Here is a 22624-nt window from a genome sequence, read left to right as displayed (position 1 = left end):
TCCGCATGACCGCGCGCGACTGGCGCGCGGGCCAGCTGCGCTTCCTGCTGGTCGCGCTGATCGTTGCCGTGGCCGCGCTGTCGTCGGCCGGCTTCTTCATCGACCGGCTGCGCGCCGGCCTGAACCGCGATGCCCACCAGCTGCTCGGTGCGGACCTCGTGATCGCCGGCGACCAGCAGCTTGCCGCGAGCTGGCGCAGTGAAGCCACGCGCCGCGGCCTGCTGCTGGCCGACACGGCTGTATTCCCCAGCATGGCGCAGGCCGGCGAGGGCGACGCCGCGCAGTCGGTACTGGCATCGCTGAAGGCGGTCGGCGCCGGCTATCCGCTGCGCGGCCGTGTCAAGGTGACGACCGATCCGGACCAGGCGAACGAGAACGTGGGCACCCCGGCGCCCGACATTCCCGCGCCGGGCACCGTGTGGGTCGACGTGGCCGTGCTGCGCGCGCTGGATGCGCGTATCGGCGACAACGTGCGGCTGGGCGATGCCACGTTCCGCATCGCGCAGCTGATCGCCGCGGAGCCGGACCGCGGTACCGGCTTCATCAACTTCGCGCCGCGCGTGATGCTGCGGCACGACGAGCTGGCGAAAACCAACCTGGTGCAAACCGGCTCGCGCGTCACCTACCGCCTGCTGGCGGCGGGGCAGGGGCCGGACGGGCGGGCCGCCGTCAGGGAATTCAACGACTGGCTGCGCGGCGAGATCGATGCCGGCAAGGCACGCAACATCCGCATCGACACGCTGGAAGAAGGCCGCCCGGAAATGCGCGAGACGCTGGAGCGGGCCGACCGCTTCCTGTCGCTGGTCGGCCTGCTGTCGGCGATGCTGGCCGCCGTGGCGGTGGCGATGGCGGCGCGCCGCTTCATGCTGCGCCACCTCGATGCGTGCGCGATGCTGCGCTGCCTGGGGCTGACCCAGAATCAGGTCACGGCGATCTACCTGATCGAATTCCTGCTGGTGGGCCTGGCCGGCAGCGTGATCGGCGTGCTGGTCGGCTTCGGTAGCCACTTCGTGCTGCTCGAGCTGCTGGGCCGCCTGGTGCAGGCCGATCTGCCGCCCGTCTCGATCATGCCCGCCCTGCAGGGGCTGGCCACCGGCATGCTGCTGCTGGCCGGCTTCGCGCTGCCGCCGATCCTGCAACTGCGCAACGTGCCGCACAACCGCGTGATCCGCCGCGAGCAGGCGCCGCCGCAGCCGATGGCGCTGGCCACCTACGGGCTCGGCCTTGCCGCCTTCGTCGTGCTGCTGCTGTGGCAGGCCGGCGACCTGAAGCTGGCACTGTATACGGCGCTCGGTTTCGTCGGCGCGTTCGGCGTATTCGCGCTGGCCGGCTACGGCGGCCTGGCGGCATTGAAGTCGCTGCGTACGTCGTTGCGGCATCCGGCATGGCGCTTCGCCGTCACGTCGCTGCAGCGGCGCCCGGGCGCCACCGTGGTGCAGGTGGTGTCGCTGGCGCTGGGCCTGATGGCGCTGCTGGTGCTGACGATCGTGCGCGACGACCTGATGACTTCCTGGCGCAGTGCCACGCCGCCGGATGCGCCGAACCACTTCATCATCAACATCCAGCCGGACCAGAAGGACGAGATCGCCGGCAAGCTGCGCGCCGGCGGCGCCCTGGAAGCACCGCTGTATCCGATGATCCGCGGCCGCCTGACCGCCGTCAACGGCAAGCCGATCACGCCGGCCACGTATCCGGAAGGCCGGGCGCGCAACCTGGCCGAGCGCGAATTCAACCTGTCGACGATGAGCGAGCTGCCGTCGCAGAACCGGCTGACCGCCGGCACATGGTTCAGCGACGCGCCCGGCAGCGCCGAGGCATCCGTCGAGGAAGGGCTGGCGAAAACGCTGGGGCTGAAGCTGGGCGACACGATGCGCTTCGATATCGCCGGCTCGCCCGTGGAAGCGAAGATCACCAGCCTGCGCAAGCTCGAATGGGGCTCGATGCGGGTGAACTTCTTCGTCATCATCAATCCGCGCGCGATGGCCGAAACGCCGCAGACATGGATCACGTCGTTCCACCTGCCGAAGCAAGCCACCGCGCTGGGCACCCAGCTGTCGCGCGACTATCCGAACCTGACCGTGGTGGACGTGGGCGGCGTGCTGCGCCAGATCCAGTCGGTGCTCGACCAGGTGATCCAGGCGGTGGAATTCCTGTTCGGCTTCACGCTCGCTTCCGGCCTGCTGGTGCTGTATGCGGCGCTGATGGGTTCGCAGGATGAACGCACCCGCGAATCGGGCCTGCTGCGCGCCCTGGGCGCCACCCGCCGCCAGCTCTCCCGCGCGCAGATGATCGAATTCCTGCTGGTGGGCTCGCTGGCCGGGCTGCTGGCCGCCACCGGCGCCGCGGCAATGGGCTGGGGCCTGGCAACCTACCAGTTCAAGTTCGACTGGGTGTTCAGCCCCACCGCGTGGCTGGCCGGGGTGGCGGTGGGCGCCGTCTGCGCCGCGCTGGGCGGCTGGCTGGGGCTGCGCAACGTGTTGCGGCAGCCGCCGCTGCAGACGCTGCGGGAAGCCTGAGCGCCGGCCGACACCAGGCAAGCGGCTAGGCCGCCAGGTAGGCGCTGGCCTGCCGCGCATTCAGGAACTGCTCGAACGGTGCCGGCGGTGCGGCCAGGTAATGCTCGGGAAAATCGAACAGCGCCCAGTAATACTTTTCGCGGCCCAGGCACACTTGCGGCGCGCGGCAGTGGCGGTGCCACTCGTCGCCCGCTTCGGTGGAATACATGCCGTCGCCGGGCGGAAAGAACGGCAGCACGCGCCGTTCGGACAGCGCCAGCAGCAGCGAGTGCGGCGCATCGTTGTCGCGCGCCACTTCGTACTGGGCGCACATGCCCTGTTCCGTTTCGACGACCATCAGCTTGGCGCGGCCGTAGCGGTCGAAGAACAGGATGCCGGCCGGGCCCGGATAAAGGTAATGTTCGACGAAGCCATGCTGGCGGTACTGCTCCTGTACCACCGCGGCCATGGCCTGGCAGCGCAGGAAACTGTAGTCGTGCAGGGCCAGCATGTCGGCCAGCGTTTGCGCGTAGTCGAGGAAGAAGGCGCGCTGCATGTTGCCGATTTCAGCCTCCAGCCGGTCGAGCGCGTCGTCGTCGCTTTTCTTGATGTAGCGGTCGATCAGGCCGCGATTGAACGCATCCACCGCGATCTTCTCGTCCGCCGCGCCGGTAAACAGGATCTTCTTCGTCGGCAGGTGCTGCAGCGCCTCGCAGAATTCCACGCCATTCATCTGCGGCATCGAATAATCGACCACCAGCACCGAGGGAATCGTGAAGCGCAGCGGCTGCTCGCATACCCGGTGGATGCGGCGCATGTCGACCGCCACGTTGGGCTGGTCGGGCGACTGGTTCAGGCTGTCGAAATCCACGTGCAGCGGCAGGTCTTCGCGGCGGGTGCTGCGCGCGAACCAGTCCAGCGCCACCGCAGTATCGTGAAAGGTCTTGCTCGGCAACAGCGGGTCGAGCTGGAACGACAGGCTTTTCAGGAACGAGTCGCTGTCGTCCACCAGCACGACCGTGGTCGGATGGGAAAGGATCGGAAGTCTCATGGGGCACCTGATGGCGGAGTGCTGCGCTGGACCGGAAACTCCAGCACGAAGATCGAGTAGGCATGCTCGCGCGACACGCAGCGGATATCGGCATGCCATGCGCGCATGATCTGCCGGCACAGCGCCAGCCCGATACCGGTGCCGTTGTGCGCCGGGTAGGCGTAGAAGCGCTGGAAGATCAGCGGCAGGCGGCGTGCCGCGATGCCGCAGGCCGTGTCGATGAACAGCAGCCGGGGAGCCCTGCGGTTGCCCTCGACGACGATGCGCACGCGGCCCTTGCCGGCCCGGTGGATCGCTTTGAGCGCGTTGCGCAGCAGGTTGAGGAGGATGACGACCGTCAGCTCGTGCTGGCCGGCAAAGCGGAAATTGCCGCGCACTTCCACCGTTACGGTCTCGCTCTGTTCCAGGCTGGTGAACGGGTAGCGGCGCAGCACGGACTGCACCGCATCGGCCATCGACACCGTTTCGAACGGTTCATGGCGGCGCCGCACGGCATTGGCCGACAGCAGGAACAGGTCGATCAGGTGGTTCATGTGGCGCACTTCGTACTGCACGCGGCCCAGCGCATGGCGCAGCTCGTCCGGCTGGCCGGCGGGCAGCGCCTGCAGCATCCGCGTCAGGCCGCGCACGTTGGCTTCCATGCTGGCCAGCGGCGTGCGCATCTCGTGTGCCACGGCGCCCAGCCCCTCGCCCAGCCCCGCCATTTTTTCCTGCTCCAGCGCGACGCGGGAGAAGCGCGCCAGACCCAGCAGCAGCACCACCAAGGCATGTACCGGCAACTGTGCCAGTACCTGCCGGGACTGGATCATGTCCGCCTGGCCTTGCAGTGCCGCGCCCAGGCATGCCAGCGCGATGCCGCCCGCGTAGCAGCGCAGCGCCAGCGCGGTGGGAAAGTGGAACAGCCCCACGATCATCACCGTCAGGCATTGCGCCCAGGCGCCCGACGCGCCGTTCATCATGAACATGTAGGCGCCGAAGAAGGGCAGCACGAACGTGAGCGCGACCGGCACGTACAGCTGGCACCAGCGGGTGCGGTAGCGCGCGGCGGCGATGCCGGCCGCGCCCACCGCCGTGCCCAGCAGCCGCAGCGTGAAGCTTTCGTATGGCTGTGGAAAGACCCACGTGAACATCACGTAGTAGAGGGGGTGGAGGATGACGCTGAGCCAGCCCAGGACGAAGGCCTGGATGGCCGCACGCTCGCCGCCGCGGTGGCGTCGCGCCAGCCGGCCGATGAAGCCGCCGGCCGCGCGTTCGATTGCATCGTGACGCATGGCTGTGTGAATGGCTCGAAACAAGCAACCATCTTCCTACCAAACCCAGCCATGTTGAGCGGTATCGCATGCCAGATTGATTTGGATCAATCAGCTTACGTGCAGTGCGCTATCATGTCATTCATGACTGAATCACGCACTCTTTTTGAAGTCATCGGCGGCGCGGAAAAGCTCCGCGAGATGGTCGATCGCTTTTATGATCTGATGGAACTGGAGCCGGAATTCGCCGGCATCCGCGCCATGCATCCGCCCTCCACGGAAGGTTCGCGCGACAAGCTGTACTGGTTCCTGACCGGCTGGATGGGCGGCCCGGACCTGTACCAGGAACAGTTCGGCCACCCGCGGCTGCGCGCCCGGCATCTGCCGTTCCCGGTCGGCAGCAGCGAGCGCGACCAGTGGCTGCGCGCGATGGCGTGGGCCATGGAAGACGTGTGCATCGCCGAGGACCTGCGCCTGCGGCTGATGGAGTCGTTCTACCAGACGGCCGACTGGATGCGCAATAAAGCGGACTGAACCCGCGGACTGAACCCGCGGACTGAACCCGCCGACCAAGCCGCCCACCAACCCCGCCAACCAACCGGCCGACCGACGCACGCCGACCGAACCAGGCAAGCTACATCATGGAAATCTACGCATTGCTGGCGCTCGCCATCGCAATCCTCGCGTTGCAGGTCGTCCTCCTGTTGCGCGGCAATGGCAACAAGGGCGCCGGCGACATCGGCGAGCGGCTGGAACGGGTCGAGCGCGAGGTGCGCATGCAGTTGCAGGCCACCGCCCAGGCGCAGCGGCAGGAAATGAGCCACACGCTGGCCCAGGCCCATGCCGCCACCGTCCAGCAGCTGGACGGCATGCGCCGCCAGATCGAGGTACTGACCGAGTCGAACGCGCGCCGCATGGCCGAAGTGCGCGCGACGCTGGAAACGCGCATCCGCGACCTGCAGGCCGATAACGGCGCGCGGCTGGAGGAAATGCGCCAGACCGTCGACGAAAAGCTGCATGCCACACTGGAATCCCGGCTCACCGAATCGTTCCGCCAGGTGTCGGACCGGCTCGAACGGGTGCACCAGGGCCTGGGCGAGATGCAGCAGCTGGCGCTGGGCGTGGGCGACCTGAAGCGCGTGCTCACCAATGTGAAAACGCGTGGCACGTGGGGTGAAGTGCAGCTCGAAATGCTGCTCGAACAAGTGCTGACTCCGGACCAATATGCTAAAAATGTCGAAACGGTGGCCGGCACCAATGCGCGCGTGGAATTCGCGCTGAAACTGCCGGGCCAGAAAGAGGGCGGGGCGCCGGTATGGATGCCGATCGACGCCAAGTTCCCGAAGGAGCAGTATGAACGCCTGCTGGATGCGGCGGAGCGCGCCGATGCCGATGGCGTGGCGCTGGCGGGCCGGGAGCTGGAACGGGCGGTGCGCAGCGAAGCGAAAACCATCGCCGACAAATACGTATGCCCGCCGCAGACGACCGATTTCGCCATCCTGTTCCTGCCGACCGAGGGGCTGTACGCGGAGGTGATGCGGCGCCCCGGCCTGGCGGACGAGCTGCAGCGCGTGAACCGCATCAGCATCGCCGGGCCGTCCACGCTGACCGCGCTGCTGAACAGCCTGCAGATGGGCTTCAGGACGCTGGCGCTGGAGAAGCGCTCGTCCGAAGTGTGGCAGGTGCTGGGCGCGGTGAAGACGGAATTCGGCAAGTTCGGCGACGTGCTGGCCGCCACGAAGACCACGCTGGAGCGGGCGGCAAAGAACATCGAATCGGCCGAAGTACGCAGCCGCCAGATGGCGAGGAAACTGAAATCCGTCGAGGCACTGCCGGCCGAGGCGGCGGAGCTGCTGCTGGGCCGGCAGGTGGCAACCGGGTTGGATGACGGGTTGGATCAATTGAATTCCCACGACAATTAGACTTGCAGGAGGCTGCCATGCCGTCCCATCGCAACAAGGTCGTCAGTGCCCAGGAGGCGGTTGGCAGGATCCGCGATGGCGATACGGTCGCCACCGGCGGCTTCGTCGGCGTGGGCTTCGCGGAGAATATCGCCGTTGCCCTCGAGCGGCGCTTCACTTCCCAGGGCGTTCCGCGCGACCTCACGCTGCTTTATGCGGCCGGCCAGGGCGATGGCGGCGAGCGCGGCCTGAACCATTTCGGCCATGAAGGCCTGGTCAAGCGGGTCATCGGCGGCCACTGGGCCCTGGTGCCGAAACTGCAGCACCTCGCCATCGAGAACCGCATCGAAGCCTGGAACCTGCCGCAGGGCGTGATCAGCCAGCTGTTCCGCGACACCGCGGCCGGCAAGCCCGGCCTGCTGACGCACGTCGGCCTGGGCACCTTCGTCGATCCGCGCCACGGCGGCGGCAAGATCAACAGCCGCACGGTCGACAACCTGGTCGAACTGACCACGATCGGCGGCCGGGAGTGGCTGTTCTACAAGGCGATCCCGGTGAACGTGGCAATCATCCGCGGCACCACGGCCGATGCCGCCGGCAACGTGACGATGGAGCGCGAAGCGCTCACGCTGGAAGCGCTGGCGATCGCGATGGCCGCGCACAACAGCGGCGGCATCGTCATCGTGCAGGTGGAACGGCTGGCTGCCAGCGGTACGCTGCCGCCGCGCCAGGTGCGTATTCCCGGCATCCTCGTCGATTGCGTCGTTATTGCCGAGAAACCCGAATATCACATGCAAACCTTCGGCACGCCGTACGATGCCGCGTTCGCCGGCGAACTGCGCGTGCCGCTCGACGGCTACGCACCGATGCCGCTGTCCGCCCGCAAGGTGATCGCCCGCCGCGCGCTGCTGGAACTGGCCGATGGCGACGTGGTCAACCTCGGCATCGGCATGCCGGAAGGCGTGGCGGCGGTGGCCGCCGAGGAAGGCATGCTGGACCGTTTCACGCTCACCGCCGAACCGGGCGTGATCGGCGGCATGCCGGCCGGCGGCCTCGACTTCGGCGCCACCGTCAACGCCGATGCCGTCATCGACCAGCCCTACCAGTTCGACTTCTACGATGGCGGCGGTCTCGACGTGGCAATCCTCGGCCTCGCCCAGGCCGACCGGCAGGGCAACCTGAACGTCAGCAAATTCGGCCGCAAGCTGGCTGGCGCCGGCGGCTTCATCAACATCAGCCAGAGCGCCCGCAAGGTGGTGTTCATCGGCACGTTTACCGCCGGCACGCTGGAAGTGGCGATCGGCGACGGCGCCCTGCGCATCGTGCGCGAAGGCGAATCGCACAAGTTCGTGCACGAGGTCGAGCACCGCACCTATAGCGGTGCCGTGGCCCTGGAGCGGGGGCAGGAAGCGCTGTTCGTCACCGAACGTTGCGTGTTCCGCCTCACGCCGCAGGGGCTGGAACTCGTCGAGGTCGCGCCGGGGATCGATATCGAGCGCGATATCCTGGCGCGGATGGATTTCGTGCCGCGCATCGCGGCGGAGGTGAAGAAGATGGATGCGCGGCTGTTCGGCGAGGGGGCGATGGGGGGCTGACGCTGAGCGATGCGAGGCGCGGACTCATCCCGACTACCGTTGCAGTGGCTAAGGCTTTTCGTTATCGATGGGTTTTGGCGTTGCGGCCGCTTCCGTTACCTGCGCGGCAGGATGCGATTTGTCCCACACCATCGGATCGCCTGGTTCCCATCCTTCCGTATCGCGGCCAACGCCGACATCGACCAGGAATTTGTAAGGAGGCTCGCGTGTCCAGCAGCCCTCCGCGCACTTGAGACGAAACGTCATGCCGTATTTCGTGGGAACGCGCAGCGAAGCGGTCTGCATGTACCCTGGTTCGAACATCCGAAGATAGAGTCTCTTCTTCCCTTCCGGGCTCAGGTCGAACCATGTGCTTCCATCCACTTCCCACGGTTCCCAACCGCCGGCCTTGAACTGGTTTTGCAGGTTTTCCAGAATCTCCACTGCCTCGTCAAAAGGTACTTTTTCCAGCATCGGCGATGTGGCCATGGTGGAGACGTGATTCCGATCGTACCCAATCATCGCGAAATTTGTTGGCGGAAGGGTAAATCCGTGCTTCGGGTCGTCGAACCGCAGAATGACGGTAGCTCCCTCTACAAACGTTTCGCCGGACTGTTGATAGGTATGAGTAGGCACCACGGAGTTTTCGATCACCGGGTAAGTGGAGTTTCGAACCACTTCTTCGAACGTTTGCGTGACGCGGAACGACAGCACAGTTGGCTGTGGACTGTGCATCAGCCACCAGGCTATGGCGACCACGACGGTTGCCAGCGCGGCGCGACGAATCGTGCTGGGCCTCATGAGACTCCTCCACCAGCGGCAATGGCACGAAGCGATGCTTCGATAGCCGGCTGTGTCACGGCTATGGCTTTCCGTTCTCGATGGGCGGCGGCATTGTCACCGGTCCAGGTACCTTGGCAGCGGGGTGTGATTGATCCCATACCATAGGGGCCCCCGGTTCCCATCCAGCGAGATCATCGCTGATGCTGATATCTATTAAAAACCGATACGGAGGTTCCAGAGTCCAGCATCCCTCTGCGCACTTGAGGCGGAATATCATGCCATATTTTTGGGGAATACGTAATGTGGCGGTTTGCATATAGCCCGGTTCGAACATTCGCTTATAGAGCTTATTCCTGCCTTCATGGCTTAAATCAAACCAGACACTGCCATCCGCAGCCCATGGTTCCCAGCCTCCTGCCTTGAATTGGTTCTGCAGGTCTTCCAGAACACCTACTGCATCATCAAAAGGAAGTTTATGCAGCATGGGCGATGTTGTAACTGTAGAGACGTGATTGCGGTCGTAGCTGACCATGGCAAATCGCGTTGGTGGTAGCGTGAACCCGTGCATTGGATCATCAAAAAGTAGTACGGCTGCGGGCTCGGTCACAAATGTTTCACCCGACTTCAGGTAGGTGTGTGTTGGAACGACCGAATTTTCCATTACTGGATAAGTGGAGTTTCTGACGACTTCTTCGAATGTATCAGTTATCCGCAACGAGAGAACAGTGGGTGTTGGAGGGTAGTAGTGCCAACCTGCTGCCGCACTGGTAAGGAAAATCAGCGCCATGCGGCCGCCTCTTCGAACCGTCATGTCACTCCTCCTCCAGCAGCAATTCTGCGGATTGAAGCTTCTACGTCACTCCGTTTGGGTCCGTGTAGCAGTCTGTCGAATTGCTCAGCGGCGTGTAATACAAACTGCATGCGTTCGGCGATATCCCATAATTTTGCGAACTTCTGTCGGCTAAACCAGGATGACATGCCGGTTTTTGCTTTGCATTGTGCCGATAGGGTAAGTTGGATATCAAGATAACTTCCGGTGGGAAAGCCCGTGGCCCAAGCAAACTGATTTACAGCCAGAAGACCCTGCATCATCTTTTCGTTGTACATGATTGTTTGGAGAATGTTGGCCTGCTCGTGGCGGGCAAGAAATTTAACTCCTTCATGAGGATTGCCATTTTCGATCTGACGAAAGCCATCTCTTATTTCGCCAAATGGAACTCCAAAAGGCAAGACTTCACGGTCTATTTCCCAATGAACCGAGTATTTCCTGCTTTGCCTGTTCTCCAGGAACGTATAGAATTCCTTCCACCCCCGCTCCATATAAAAACGGTGCAGCGGGTAAATATCCAGGAAAAGGTGCTTGTTTCCAAAGCCGAGCCGCTTGTACATTTTGTGGGCCCCCACCTCCGTTCCCATCTGCATGATCGTTGCATACTCAACGCCAGACACTCCTGCCGCGCCGAATGACCGCTGGATCCGCTCACGCTCACGACGCGATTTCTCGATCAGTTCACCGGAGTGCAACAGACCGCACCCCACCTGCTTCGAAGCAAACGCTGCAAGCCCGGCCCACTGGAACCGGTTGTCCGCCAGCCAAAGTTTTGCGTAAGCGGCGTTGATGCGCTTGTTCCGCTCCTTGTCGTCCTCGATCCACTTGCCGTCCACCTTCAGCAAATCCTCGGCTTCCGCCTGGAACGTCGCCCACAAATGCTCCGGCGTCAGCAGGTGGACCGCGATCCCTTTCGCCAGCTGGTTTGTCGATCCGACGTAGTGATGCACCCTGCATTCTTCGATCGGCTTGATATTCCGATCGATGGGAACGCAGTGGTATTTGTGCAGCGGGAAATATGCATTGGGCTTGCCAGGTACGTACAGTGCAGGCATGGAAACGCTCCTCGGATGGCTGGCTGGTTCGAACGGCGCGGGCAGGTCAGGCTGCGGCTGCGTTGCCGACATGCCAGGTCAGCACCGCCTCGCGTTCCGCCGCCGTCAGCCGCCGGGTAGCGCCATGCTGATCCGTGGTTCCCTCGATGACCTTGTCGGTGAGTTCCAGCCGGTAAGGGCGATGCCGGAAGGGTTCGTTGGTATCCGGATTCAGCAATAACAGCGCAATGCCGCCGGAATTGGCGGCGTCGTCCGGCTCGGCATTCAGCTTCTCCGCGATACCAGCGACGGCGGCCGACTGTTCGGCGTGCCATATCGAATCGATCGTCTGCATGACAAAGTCCTGGCTCGCGACCAGCCGGGGCGGTGAAGGGCATTTGCAGATGCACAGGTCATCGCTGAGGGCGACCTGCTTACCATTGTCCGACTGAGAAAGGCGGGGGCCATTCAGCGCGATGAGACCGATGGAAGAACAGGCGGGGCAGGCGACCTTGTCGCCTTCGCAGGCGACCCTGCGCCGTTGATGGACCGGCAAGTGCTGGCTGAGGTGACCTTGCCGCCGGCGGTGGTGCCGGCTCCAAGAGTGATGAGGTAGCGAGTAAGCATGGCATTCTTTCGTTGTCGTAACGCAAGAATGCCAGTGTAGGCATGGAGAGCCCGATGACTATTGCGTCATCGCAACTATTGAAGGTGCCCGCGTCATCGCTGAGTGCGGCCTCTTTCCTTGGCCCGACTGAGAGATGCGAGAAAACTTCAGCGCGTTGCCTGCAGCAAAAGAGCATGCAGGGGAGGCGACTTTGTCACCCCTGCATGCAACCCTGCGCATACAACGTCCGGGTGCACGCTACTGCGACAGGCCCATCGTCACGTAGGTCGAATCATTGAAGTCCGATGACGTGCTGTCCTTGACATTGCTGACGCCCAGATAGACATACCTCGTTTTTCCGCCTGCCGTGTATTGATAGGCCTTGGTGCGCGTAACAGTCGTCACACCGTTCTCTGTTTGCTCCAGTCCCTGTGAAGTGAAGGCTGCCATGAAGTTCGTGTCGGGAGTATCTGGCGTTTCACCAGTTTCCGTATAGATGCCTTCGCCACTGGCATTGATGACAAAGGTGCCGGTCTTCTTGCAGTCCTCATAGTCATCAAAGGTAATGCCTTTCAAGACGCTGGGGTCGGTTACCTCGCTCAGCTCGTCCGAAGCATATACATACTGGCTGTGTTGAGTCTTGCTGAATGCACCAGCGCCTGCCGTACACAGTTGACCAATGCGGTTGCCGAGCAGGCTGACGGATCCGGTAACGGTGCTGCCAGCAACAAGTGCCGTAATGTTGCCTTCTGCATCCACTGACTGTGCCTTGACGGTGAAAGCGCCGCGTTTCGGATCCGGTATGGACAGCACGGTTGTCCCGTCCAGGTTGGCCGATGCAACTCCACGGAAACCGAATGCGGATGTCGAGTTTGGTATGGTATGGACCGACAGGGAAACGGCTTTGCGTGTCAAGGCATGCCCGGTCGCTGTATGTGCGGCGGCATCAGTCTGGGTCAAGCCGGCCGTCTGCAAGGCGGAACCGAATGTCTCCAGCAAATCATCACCGGCATCACCCTTCTGCGCGCTGAATTTCGAGGTCAGCGGATTGAAACCGCTCGGGATAGCGGGCTTGCCAGGCAACGTCGCCAGAGCCGTTTTCAACTTGTCCAATGCCGTTGACAGACCTGTCGCACTGATGGCGGCGCCCAGGTCGCTGCTTCTTGCGTTGTCATACCACGTTGCGGGAGATTGTCCACCGACGATTGCCGCGATCAGGTCCGTCAGTGGCGTGACATTGGTCGTGCCGGATGCCAGGACAACCGAATGGAGTGGCGAAGCGATAGCTGTACCGTTGGCAGTACCTCCGGAAACGCGCACCGCGCAAGGATAGTCGGCGGGCTTGAGCGAGACGTTCCACGCACCATCCAGGCCAGTTGTTGCTGAAGCATTTGCGCCGGATGCGCATTTCAGCACCACTTTGCCACCGATTATCGGTGCACCCATGGCAGCCGTGCCCGATGTAACGACAGTAGTATCCGGGACTACTCCACCACCACCACCATTACCACTGCCCTCGACGCCAGTTCCTCCGCTACCACTGCCGCCGGTGCCGCCAGTGCTGCCAGCACCGCCGTTACCAATAGTGCCATCGGGTCCACTACTGCTACCAGAGCCGCCTGTACCACCGGTACCACCGGTGCCACCACCACTACTGCTGGTGCCATCGGTACCACCGCTGCTACCAGTACCGCCAGTTGCGCCACTGTCGCTACCGCCACCGCCACAGGCAGTCAGCAGCAGGCAGCAACCAGCGAACAGGGTGACCAGTGTGGCAGACAATGCGGAGCGTGGGGTTCGTGGCTTGGAATCGAGTTGCATGTTCTTTCTCCAGTTGCTGATCGCCTGGGCGAGGTTGCAGCGTAAAGTTTCCATAATGCTGCAAAAATTGCATTCTAGCATTATTGGCCGGTACGATGCCAAATGCCTATCAATGCCGGAAATCCAACTTCTCGACATATGTGGCGCTGGCGAGCGTCCCGGTGGCCATGACATGGCGCGAGTGCGTCGAGTCGGCATCCAGAAATTGCGCGAGGAAGAGGATTGGCTGTCGAACATGGCATGTCGACACGGGTAAGGAATGACGCGATGTCACCGGCAGGAAGGGGGGTATCCGGTAGCTGGTCGGCTATGCAGGCTTCGGTTGCGATTGGCGCTGGCGGCGGTATTGCTGCCGTTTTCGAAATGCATATGGCTGGATATGATTTGCTCCACATCACAGGATCGCATTGCTCTCAGGCCATGGGCGCCGACCGAACCGATCATGAGGCGTTATGCCATTTGCAGCATCCGCTCATGTCCGATAGGCTGGCCTGTCCTTACCGGAGCCTGAAAACGGCAGGTACGTGGAATTGGTTCCGTCGGCCACAGGCCTGCTGGCCTGGCAGGAATGGCTGATGAATGCTCCGCCGTCAAGGCGTTCGGCGATTGCCGGCACCGGTACCTTTATCTTTCAAGGACGAACCAGATCGACGGTACGGTCCTGTGCTACGGACCGTACGACGTGCCCGCCAGTGCTGCCGCCATGCCTGAGCGACGGCGGGCAACCGCGGGCTGATACTGCCAGCCCTACACCAGCCCCTCGAACATCAGCACTTCCACCAGATCTCCGGCCGCGACATTGCCCTGCTCATCCGGCAACACCACGATGCAGTTCGCCTCCGTCATCGAGCGCAGGATGCCGGACCCCTGCGCGCCGGTGATCCGCACTTCGCGGCTGCCGTCGGGGGCAATCGACAGGATGCCGCGCTGGAACTCGGTGCGCCCCTGGCGCTTGCGGATGGCTTCGGCGGAACGCGCCTGCACCAGCAGGTCGGCCGGCGCTTCGGCGCCCATCATCCGCAGCAGGGCAGGGCGGGCGAAGAAGTAGAACGACACCATCACCGCCACCGGGTTGCCGGGCAGGCCGAACAGGTAGGACTCGTGGCCGTCCGCGCCGATGCGGCCGAATGCCATCGGGCGGCCCGGGCGCATGCCGATGGTCCAGAACGCCACCTCGCCCAGTCGCGCCATGATGTCGCGCGTGTAGTCGGCGGCGCCGGCCGACACGCCGCCGGAAGTGACGATCGCATCCGCGCTCTGGCAGGCATCGCGCAGCGCCGCCTCGAGCGCGGCCGGATCATCCTTGACGATGCCCATGTCCACCAGTTCGCAACCCAGGCGCGCGAGCATGCCGAACAGCGTGTAGCGATTGCTGTCGTACACACAACCCTGGGCCAGCGGTTCGCCGACCGAGCGCAGTTCGTCGCCGGTGGAAAAGAACGCGACGCGCAGCCGGCGCCGTACCGGCACCTCGGCAATGCCGAGCGACGCGATCAGGCCCAGGTCCGCTGGGCGCACGATCTTGCCCGCGGCCAGCGCCGGGCGGCCGGCCATCAGGTCTTCGCCCTTCAGGCGGCGGTTGTCGCCGGGGCGCACGCTGCGCGGCGCGATCGTCAGGCAGTCATCCTCGAAGCCGGCCGCATGTTCCTGCGGCAGCACTGTGTCGCAACCTTCCGGCATCACCGCGCCCGTCATGATGCGCAGGCACTGGCCCGGGCCGGGCCGCAGGCCGGACGGGCGGCCTGCGAAATCGGTGCCGATCACCTTCAGCCGCGTTGGATGATCCGCCGCCAGCTGGGCACCGGCAAACGTAAAACCGTCCATCGCCGAATTGTCGTGCGCCGGCACGCTGATCGGAGAGATCACGTCCTCGGCCAGCACGCGGCCCAGCGCGGCGCGCAGCGCCACCTTTTCGACGCCGCGCACCGGGCGCACGAATTGCTCGATGACTTGCCGCGCGCGCCGTACCGGCATCGCGCCTGGATCGAGATCGCCGGTGAGATCGGCCAGACGCTGGGCGTGGTCTTCGGCCTGCAGCTCTTCGCGCGTATTGATGTTGCGGAACGCGGCGGCATCCGTGAACAGCACTTCGGCCACTTTCAGGCCGTCGTGCCAGCCATCCATCTTGCGCCCGCCGGCGGCCAGGAAGGCGTCCAGGCGCGGCAGCACGCCCGTCTTCATCAGGGAGAACACCGGGTGCGCCTGCTTGCGGGCAGCGCCGGTGTCGTCCGCTTCCATCGTCACGGCCAGCGCCAGGTCGGCATCCTGGGCCAGCAAGGCATCGCGCAGCCGCTGCACCAGGTCTTCCGGCAGGAACGGCGAATCGCACGGCACCGTGGCCAGCAGCGGCGTGGCGCAATGGCGCAAGCCCGCCTGCAGGCCGGCCAGCGGGCCCGCGAAGCCGGCCAGCTCGTCGGCCAGCACCGGGGCGCCCAGCGCCGCATACGACTCGCGGCTGCGGTTGGCGCTGATCGTCAACGCCGCCACCTGCGGGGCGAAACGCTGCAGCACGTGCGCCACCAGGGTGCCCCCCCGGAACGGTTGCAGACCCTTGTCCACGTTACCCATGCGGCTGCCGCGGCCGCCCGCAAAGATCAGGCCGCTAACCTTGTTGTCGCTCAATTCATTCCCCCGTCAATAGTCGGCGCATGTGCATGGCAGATCCGGCCGCCACGAAGTCATCCGTTGAGGATGCTTCGATGCCGACGAGATCCCGCGCGAATCGCCTCCGTGAATTCATCCACCGATATAGGACATCTCGACCTTGCGCGCGCCGCTGCCCGACAGGCCGTCCGTATTGATGGTGCGCAGCTCCGAATAACGGTCGCCGCGCGCCTGCCACAGCGCGCCGACCGCGGCGGCCAGTTCCTCGTCGCTGTGGCCGCCGCGCAGCAGCGCGCGCAGGTCGTGGCCCTGGGTGGCGAACAGGCAGGTGTACAGCTTGCCTTCGGTGGACAGGCGCGCCCGCGTGCAATCGCGGCAGAACGCCTGCGTGACGCTGGAAATGACGCCGATCTCGCCGCCGCCGTCGGCATAGCGCCAGCGTGCCGCCGTCTCGCCGGTGTAGTTCGGGTCCACCTGCACCAGCGGCAGTTCGGCGCCGATGCGGCGCACGATCTCGGCGGAGGGAATCACGTCCTTCATGTTCCAGCCGTTGGAGGCGCCCACGTCCATGAATTCGATGAATCGCAGGATGTGCGGCGTGCCGTGGAAGTGCCGCGCCATCGGCAGGAGCTCCTGTTCGTTGGTACCGGCTTTCACCACCATGTTGACCTTGATCGGCCCCAGGCCGGCCTGGTGGGCGGCTGCGATGCCTTCCAGCACGTCGGAGACGGCGAAATCCACGTCGTTCATTGCCCGGAAGGTGGCATCGTCGAGTGCGTCCAGCGACACGGTTACCCGCTGCAGGCCGGCTTCCTTCAGCGCTTTCGCCTTGCGCGCCAGCAGCGAACCGTTGGTGGTCAGCGTCAGGTCGAGCGGCTTGCCGTCGACGGTGCGCAGCGCGGCCAGCATCTCGATCAGGCGCTCGATGTTCTTGCGCAGCAGCGGCTCGCCGCCCGTCAGCCGGATCTTTTCGACACCATGGGCAACGAACTGGCGCGCCACGCGCGTGATTTCCTCGAACGTCAGCAGCGACGAATGGGGCAGGTACTGGTAATCCTTGTCGAACACTTCCTTCGGCATGCAATACACGCAGCGGAAGTTGCAGCGGTCCGTGATGGAGATGCGCAGGTCGCGCAGCGGCCGCGCCAGGCGGTCGCGCACTTCGCCGGTCGGCGGTTCGATGGCAGGCGGAATCGCCGGCGGCCGGCTGCGGCCGTCGGCGAGGATGATGATCTTTTCGGTCATGACAAAACTACTGGAGTGGACGGCACTGATTGGCTGGCTTGTTGGATGAATACCTGCGCAGCCTTGATTGAGCCGTGTTAAATAACTTGCACTAAGGCGTTGATTCCTTTGGCGTAATGTAGCACGAGGCCAGCCATCGCACAGGCCGCGAGCAACTTTACGGGACCGGTCTGCCAGCGCAGCAACGCCCAGGCGGCGGCGGTGGCGATCGCCAGCGCCGCCCAGTCCGGGTGCGCGCCGGCGAAAAAGACATGTTCGCCGAAGAATACGGCGAGGCTGGCGATCACGCCCACCACGGCCGCCGAGATCGCCGTCAGCGGCGCGGTCATGCGGATATTGCCCCGCGTCGCTTCCACCAGCGGCCCGCCGGCCAGGATGAAGATGAACGACGGCACGAAGGTGAACCACGCCGCCACCACTGCGCCGGCCACGCCCGAGACGGCCGGATGACCCAGCACCTGGTGCGTCCAGCCGCCGACGAAGCCGACGAACGCGTTCACCATGATCAGCGGGCCGGGCGTGGTTTCGCCCAGCGCCAGGCCATCGATCATCTGCGCCGGCGTCAGCCAGCCATGGGTTTCCACGCCGCCCTGGTACACGTAGGGCAGTACCGCGTAGGCGCCGCCGAAGGTCAGCAGCGCTGCCTTGGTGAAGAACCAGCCCATCTGCGCCAGCGGGTCGCGCACGCCGGTGAGCGCCGCGACCAGCAGCCAGCTGGCGGCCATCAGGCCGATACCGGTGGCGGACGCGGCCAGCAGCTTGCCCCAGCTGAAACGGGCATGCGGCGGTGTCGGTGTGTCGTCGTCGATCACGGCGGGTTCACGGCTTGCCGATGCCTTGCCGTGGCCGGGCGAGCCCGGCGCGAAGGATGCCGGCCGCAGCCGTCCGCCGAACCAGCCGATCACGGCCGCAGCCAGCACGACGGCGGGGAAGGGCAGACCCAGCACGATGGCCAGGAATGCCGTACCGGCAAGGCCGGCCAGCACGCCATTCTTCAGCGTGCGCCGGCCGATGCGCCAGGTGGCGGCCAGTACCAGCGCCACGACCGCCGGCTTGATACCGTACAGCACCGCGGCAATGGCCGGCACGTCGCCGAAGGCCAGGTAGATCCACGCCAGCCCGATCAGGATCAGCAGCGAGGGCAGCACGAACAGCGTGCCGGCGAGGATGCCACCGCGCGCACGGTGCAGCAGCCAGCCGATGTAGACGGCCAGCTGGGTTGCTTCCGGCCCCGGCAGCAGCATGCAGTAATTCAATGCATGCAGGAAGCGCTGCTCGGAAATCCAGCGGCGGCGCTCCACCAGTTCGGCATGCATCAGCGCGATCTGGCCGGCCGGGCCGCCGAAGCTGATGAAGCCCAGCTTCAGCCAGTAGCGCAATGCGGTCGACAGGGATGGTGGTGGAATCATGGGCGAAAAAAAAGGGAAGCCGCGGCTTCCCTTTTCAGCGGCTGTTGCTTACCGTCGGGTATCCACCTGCACCAGCGGTTCGTCCGCGACGACCGGAGCGGGCTTGCGGGTGCGGCGTACCCGTACTGGTGCCTCTTCGTGCGCTGCCGCTTCCTGGGCGGCGCGCAGCTTGGCCGGGTCCGTCGCAGCCATTTGCAGGCCTGCGGCTGCCAGGATCGTTTGCAGATCCGCCGGCGCCGGGGCTGGCGCTGGGGCTGCTGGCGGAACCGGGGCAGCGGCAGGGGCCGGCGCTTGCGCTGCCACCAGTTCGGCTGCCGTCGTCACGGGCACTGGCTGCGTGGCCACCTTTTCGGCAGCCACGGCTTCCGCCGTCGCGATCTCGGCAGCAGCCGGGATCGCCACGCCAGCGTCGGCGACCGGCGTCACGTCGGCGGCCACTGGCGTCTCCGCGGCCGCGGCTGGCGGCATCGGCTCGGCGGCCGGTGCCTGGGCGATTTCCGCTTCGGCAGGTTCGGCGGCCTTCGGTTCCACGGCAGCTTCCACGGCCACTGGCAGCGGTTCGGCGGCCGGTGCCTGCACGATTTCCGCTTCGGCAGGCTCGACGGCGACCACGGCGGCAGGTGCTTGTACCTCTGCCGGGGCTGCTTCGGACACCGCTTCGGTGGCCGGGGCTTGCACGACTTCCGCTTCGGCTGGCTCGATTGCCACCGGCGGCACTGCTTCGGCAGCCGGCGCCTGGACGATTTCCGCTTCGGCAGGCTCGGCTACCGGCGCAGCTGCCACCGCTTGCTCCGCTACCTCGGCAACAGGAGCCGGGGACTGCACCGGTTCCGCGGCGGCCGGCGTGCGCTCGACAGCCTCGATCGCGGCGGCGGCAGCGGCCACCGGTTCGACCGTGGCCGTTTCGCGCGGCGTTTCCGCCGGTGCCACCGCTTCTTCGCGAGCGGCAACCTGCACCTGCTCGGCTACCACGGTCGCGGTAACAACCTTGATGGTATCGCCTTCGGCCGTGCTTGCGCCGAACTCGTCGGAGGACTCGATGCCTTCGCCTTCGGCGCCTTCACGCTCGCGGCGATTGCGGTTGCGACCGCCACGGCGGCGGCGGCGGCGCGGCTCGTCGCCGCCTTCGCCATCCAGTTCCTCCCCTTCCGGCCCCATGTTGCCGGCCGATTTCACCAGGCCCGGCGCATCGGTCGACGGCACGCCCGAGGACGCGGTCAGCGGTGCGGTGGCCGGCACGCCGACGCTGGCACCCGTTCCGGTGCCGACAGGGCCGACACCGGTCGCGGCCAGCGCCAGTTCATCGGCCTTGGCTTCGGCTGGCTGGGCTTTCGGTTCACGCTGCTCGCGCGGTTCGCGCGGCGGACGTGGCTCGCGCGGCTCGCGCTGCGGGCGTTCGGCACGGTCCGGGCGTTCGCCACGCTCGGCGCGCGGCGCCACGGCGGCTTCCACGCCATCCACCTTCTCGACAGCCTTGTCGGCGAACTTCTCCAGTTTTTCACGCGGTTCGCGTGGCGGACGCGGCGGCCGGGCCGGGCGCGCTTCCTGTGCCGGCTTGCCTGCCTCGTCGCGGGCACCCGGTTCGCGTTCCTTCGGGCCGCGCGGGTTACGGGCACGCGGGCCGCGGCCGTTCTTGTCGGCGCGCTCGGCCGGCGCTGCCACCGGCTTCGTCACGATGGCTGGGGCCGCCGGCGGTGCCGGTTCCTCGGTCTTGCCGGTGAAGAACGATACCAGCTTGGCAAAGAAGCCTTTCTCGGCCGGAGCCTGTGCCGCCACCGGCGGCGCGGCGACCGGCTGCACCGGTGCGGGCGCCGGCGTGCGGTCGACGATCGGTGCCGGCTGGCTTGGCGTGATCGTCTTGACCACGGCTTCCTGGCGCGGCTTCTGCTCTTCCTTCTGGCGCTTGGCGAAGCCCATGTCGGTTTCCGCCTGCTCGGCCATGGTGTAGCTGGCGGCCGATTCTTCCAGGCGCGGATCGTCGTGCTTGATGCGCTCGAGCTTGTAGTGCGGCGTGTCGAGATGCTTGTTCGGCACCAGGATCACGGTGATGCGGTGGCGGTTCTCGATCTTCAGGACCTCGCCGCGCTTTTCGTTCAGCAGGAAGGCGGCCACGTCGACCGGCACCTGCACGTGGATCGCGGCGCTGTTTTCCTTCATCGCCTCTTCCTGGATGATGCGCAGCACCTGCAGGGCGGAGGATTCGGTATCGCGGATGTGGCCGGTGCCGGAGCAGCGCGGGCACGTCACGTGCGAACCTTCGGACAGCGACGGGCGCAGGCGCTGGCGCGACAGTTCCATCAGGCCGAAGCGGGAGATCTTGCCCATCTGCACGCGCGCACGGTCGTGGTGCAGCGCATCCTTCAGGCGCTGTTCCACTTCGCGCTGGTTCTTCGCCACTTCCATGTCGATGAAGTCGATCACGATCAGGCCGCCCAGGTCGCGCAGGCGCAACTGGCGGGCCACTTCCTCGGCCGCTTCGCAGTTGGTGTTGAAGGCGGTGGTCTCGATGTCGGAACCGCGCGTGGCGCGGGCCGAGTTGACGTCGACGGACACCAGCGCTTCGGTGTGGTCGATGACGATGGCGCCGCCGGACGGCAGCGGTACCGTGCGGCTGTAGGCCGTTTCAATCTGATGTTCGATCTGGAAGCGCGAGAACAGCGGCACGTCGTCGCTGTAGCGCTTTACGCGATGCACCATGTCGGGCATCACGTGGCTCATGAACTGGTGCGCCTGTTCGTAGATCTCGTCGGTATCGATCAGGATCTCGCCGATATCGGGCTGGTAATAGTCGCGGATCGCGCGGATCACAAGCGACGATTCCTGGTAGATCAGGAAGGCGCCGGAGGCCGATTTCGACGCGCCTTCGATCGCGCGCCACAGTTGCATCAGGTAATTCAAGTCCCACTGCAGTTCATCGACATTGCGGCCGATGCCGGCGGTGCGGGCGATCACGGACATGCCCTGCGGCAGATCCAGCTTGTCCATCGTTTCGCGCAGTTCCTGGCGCTCTTCGCCTTCCACACGGCGGGAAACACCACCGCCGCGCGGGTTGTTCGGCATCAGCACCAGGTAGCGGCCAGCCAGCGAAATGAACGAAGTCAGGGCCGCGCCCTTGTTGCCGCGTTCTTCCTTTTCCACCTGGACGACGATTTCCTGGCCTTCGCGCAGCGCATCCTTGATGGTGGCGTTGCGAACGTCGATGCCTTCACGGAAATAGCTGCGGGCCACTTCCTTGAACGGCAGGAAACCGTGGCGGTCTTCGCCGTAGCTGACGAAGCAGGCTTCCAGCGATGGTTCGATGCGGGTGATGACGCCTTTGTAGATATTGGACTTGCGTTGCTCGCGTCCGGCGGTTTCGATATCGATGTCGATCAGTTTCTGGCCATCGACAATGGCTACGCGCAGCTCTTCCTGCTGCGTAGCGTTGAACAACATGCGTTTCATTTTTTATTTGACTCCGCGACCCTTCGGCCAAATGCGCCGCTCACACTCGGAAAAGCCCGAGCGGCAATCGTACGAGGATATACGCGGAATTAAGGAGGCTGCGGGGAAATGCCTCGTCGTGCGGCAGCGCGCAGGCGCAGCTGCCACAGTGGGCGCATGAAGCTGATCGTCATGCCGAGTTCGCACCACCTGCAACTCATCCTGTCCAGCCCCCTCGAAGGTGGGCCGCGGAGAATGCGGGCGTGCGCAATTGGTCGAGCCTGGCATCTTGTGTGGTGCCGGGCGAAAACGGCAAGCGTTATCAGCTTCATCAACCGGCAAGCAACGACTCTGGGCTTGCTTGCCGGAGTTATCCTAACGATCCAGCCAATCTAATTCCAACATCCGTTCACCCGACCCGATGACAACATTGGTTGCCACCCTGATCCGTGCCCGTATGTGCGTATACGTTTATTTCCGCTGAATGTGCATTTAAGCGAGGCCAGCGGATGCGCCCCTGTGTAAAATCGTGGTTTTCTTCTTACACACAGCAACAGCAGGGCAAACACTTATACAAGTGCAGCATTGCTACGGCGAA

14 protein-coding genes and 1 pseudogene are annotated in these 22624 nt (G+C 64.7%); 4 read left to right on the top strand and 11 right to left on the bottom strand.

Going from position 1 to position 22624, the window contains the following annotated elements; all coding sequences use genetic code 11:
* The first annotated feature begins 5 nt into the window (after window positions 1–5).
* A complete protein-coding gene (locus tag ACY34H_RS25295; protein WP_464980229.1) occupies window positions 6–2516 on the top strand; it encodes an ABC transporter permease in 2511 nt (836 codons plus the stop codon).
* Window positions 2517–2541: 25 nt separating this feature from the next.
* Here the strand turns inward: ACY34H_RS25295 and ACY34H_RS25290 are convergent, their stop codons facing one another.
* Window positions 2542–3546 (bottom strand): response regulator, encoded by a 1005-nt coding sequence (locus ACY34H_RS25290; protein WP_464980228.1) that lies wholly within the window; start codon window positions 3544–3546, stop codon window positions 2542–2544.
* The gene (locus tag ACY34H_RS25285; RefSeq protein WP_464980227.1) at window positions 3543–4817 is read right to left on the bottom strand and encodes a sensor histidine kinase; all 1275 of its coding nucleotides are present in this window, start codon (window positions 4815–4817) and stop codon (window positions 3543–3545) included. The genes ACY34H_RS25290 and ACY34H_RS25285 overlap by 4 nt, the downstream gene beginning before the upstream one ends.
* A 114-nt stretch (window positions 4818–4931) precedes the next feature.
* Here ACY34H_RS25285 and ACY34H_RS25280 point away from each other — a divergent pair, with 114 nt between their 5' ends.
* The 3 genes and pseudogenes from ACY34H_RS25280 to ACY34H_RS25270 form a co-directional block, all read left to right on the top strand.
* On the top strand, window positions 4932–5330 hold the full coding sequence (locus ACY34H_RS25280) for a group II truncated hemoglobin (protein WP_464980226.1): 399 nt from the start codon (window positions 4932–4934) through the stop codon (window positions 5328–5330).
* A 107-nt stretch (window positions 5331–5437) separates the two neighbouring features.
* Complete coding sequence (locus ACY34H_RS25275) at window positions 5438–6718, top strand: DNA recombination protein RmuC (RefSeq protein WP_464980225.1); 1281 nt, start codon at window positions 5438–5440, stop codon at window positions 6716–6718.
* Between the two features lie 17 nt (window positions 6719–6735).
* Window positions 6736–8286, top strand: a pseudogene (locus tag ACY34H_RS25270) (acyl CoA:acetate/3-ketoacid CoA transferase); the annotation flags it as partial.
* Between the two features lie 54 nt (window positions 8287–8340).
* On the opposite strand, the gene ACY34H_RS25265 reads toward ACY34H_RS25270, so the two are convergent.
* The 9 genes from ACY34H_RS25265 to ACY34H_RS25225 form a co-directional block, all read right to left on the bottom strand.
* Window positions 8341–9072: a hypothetical protein gene (locus ACY34H_RS25265; RefSeq protein ID WP_464980224.1), complete on the bottom strand. Its 732-nt coding sequence runs from the start codon at window positions 9070–9072 to the stop codon at window positions 8341–8343.
* A gap of 61 nt (window positions 9073–9133) precedes the next feature.
* The gene (locus tag ACY34H_RS25260) at window positions 9134–9841 is read right to left on the bottom strand and encodes a hypothetical protein (RefSeq protein ID WP_464980223.1); all 708 of its coding nucleotides are present in this window, start codon (window positions 9839–9841) and stop codon (window positions 9134–9136) included.
* Window positions 9842–9861: 20 nt separating this feature from the next.
* Window positions 9862–10938 carry a DUF2515 family protein gene (locus ACY34H_RS25255; protein ID WP_464980222.1) on the bottom strand — a complete coding sequence of 359 codons (1077 nt, stop codon included), beginning with the start codon at window positions 10936–10938 and terminating at the stop codon, window positions 9862–9864.
* A gap of 46 nt (window positions 10939–10984) precedes the next feature.
* Window positions 10985–11272, bottom strand: coding sequence for a hypothetical protein (locus ACY34H_RS25250; protein ID WP_464980221.1), 288 nt, complete (start codon window positions 11270–11272; stop codon window positions 10985–10987).
* Window positions 11273–11782: 510 nt separating this feature from the next.
* On the bottom strand, window positions 11783–13345 hold the full coding sequence (locus ACY34H_RS25245; protein ID WP_464980220.1) for a hypothetical protein: 1563 nt from the start codon (window positions 13343–13345) through the stop codon (window positions 11783–11785).
* Window positions 13346–14092: 747 nt separating this feature from the next.
* On the bottom strand, window positions 14093–15967 hold the full coding sequence (gene moeA, locus ACY34H_RS25240; RefSeq protein ID WP_464980219.1) for a molybdopterin molybdotransferase MoeA: 1875 nt from the start codon (window positions 15965–15967) through the stop codon (window positions 14093–14095).
* A 114-nt stretch (window positions 15968–16081) separates the two neighbouring features.
* Window positions 16082–17194, bottom strand: coding sequence for a GTP 3',8-cyclase MoaA (gene moaA, locus ACY34H_RS25235; RefSeq protein ID WP_464980218.1), 1113 nt, complete (start codon window positions 17192–17194; stop codon window positions 16082–16084).
* Window positions 17195–17271: 77 nt separating this feature from the next.
* Entirely contained in the window at window positions 17272–18603 is a 1332-nt protein-coding gene (chrA, locus tag ACY34H_RS25230; RefSeq protein ID WP_464980217.1) for a chromate efflux transporter, read from the bottom strand.
* A gap of 48 nt (window positions 18604–18651) precedes the next feature.
* The gene (locus ACY34H_RS25225; protein WP_464980216.1) at window positions 18652–22047 is read right to left on the bottom strand and encodes an Rne/Rng family ribonuclease; all 3396 of its coding nucleotides are present in this window, start codon (window positions 22045–22047) and stop codon (window positions 18652–18654) included.
* Window positions 22048–22624: the final 577 nt, after the last annotated feature.

The organism is Pseudoduganella sp. jia 9, assembly GCF_055502615.1.
Note: the sequence above shows the minus strand (reverse complement) of the source record. Positions and strands in the feature narration are given on the sequence as shown.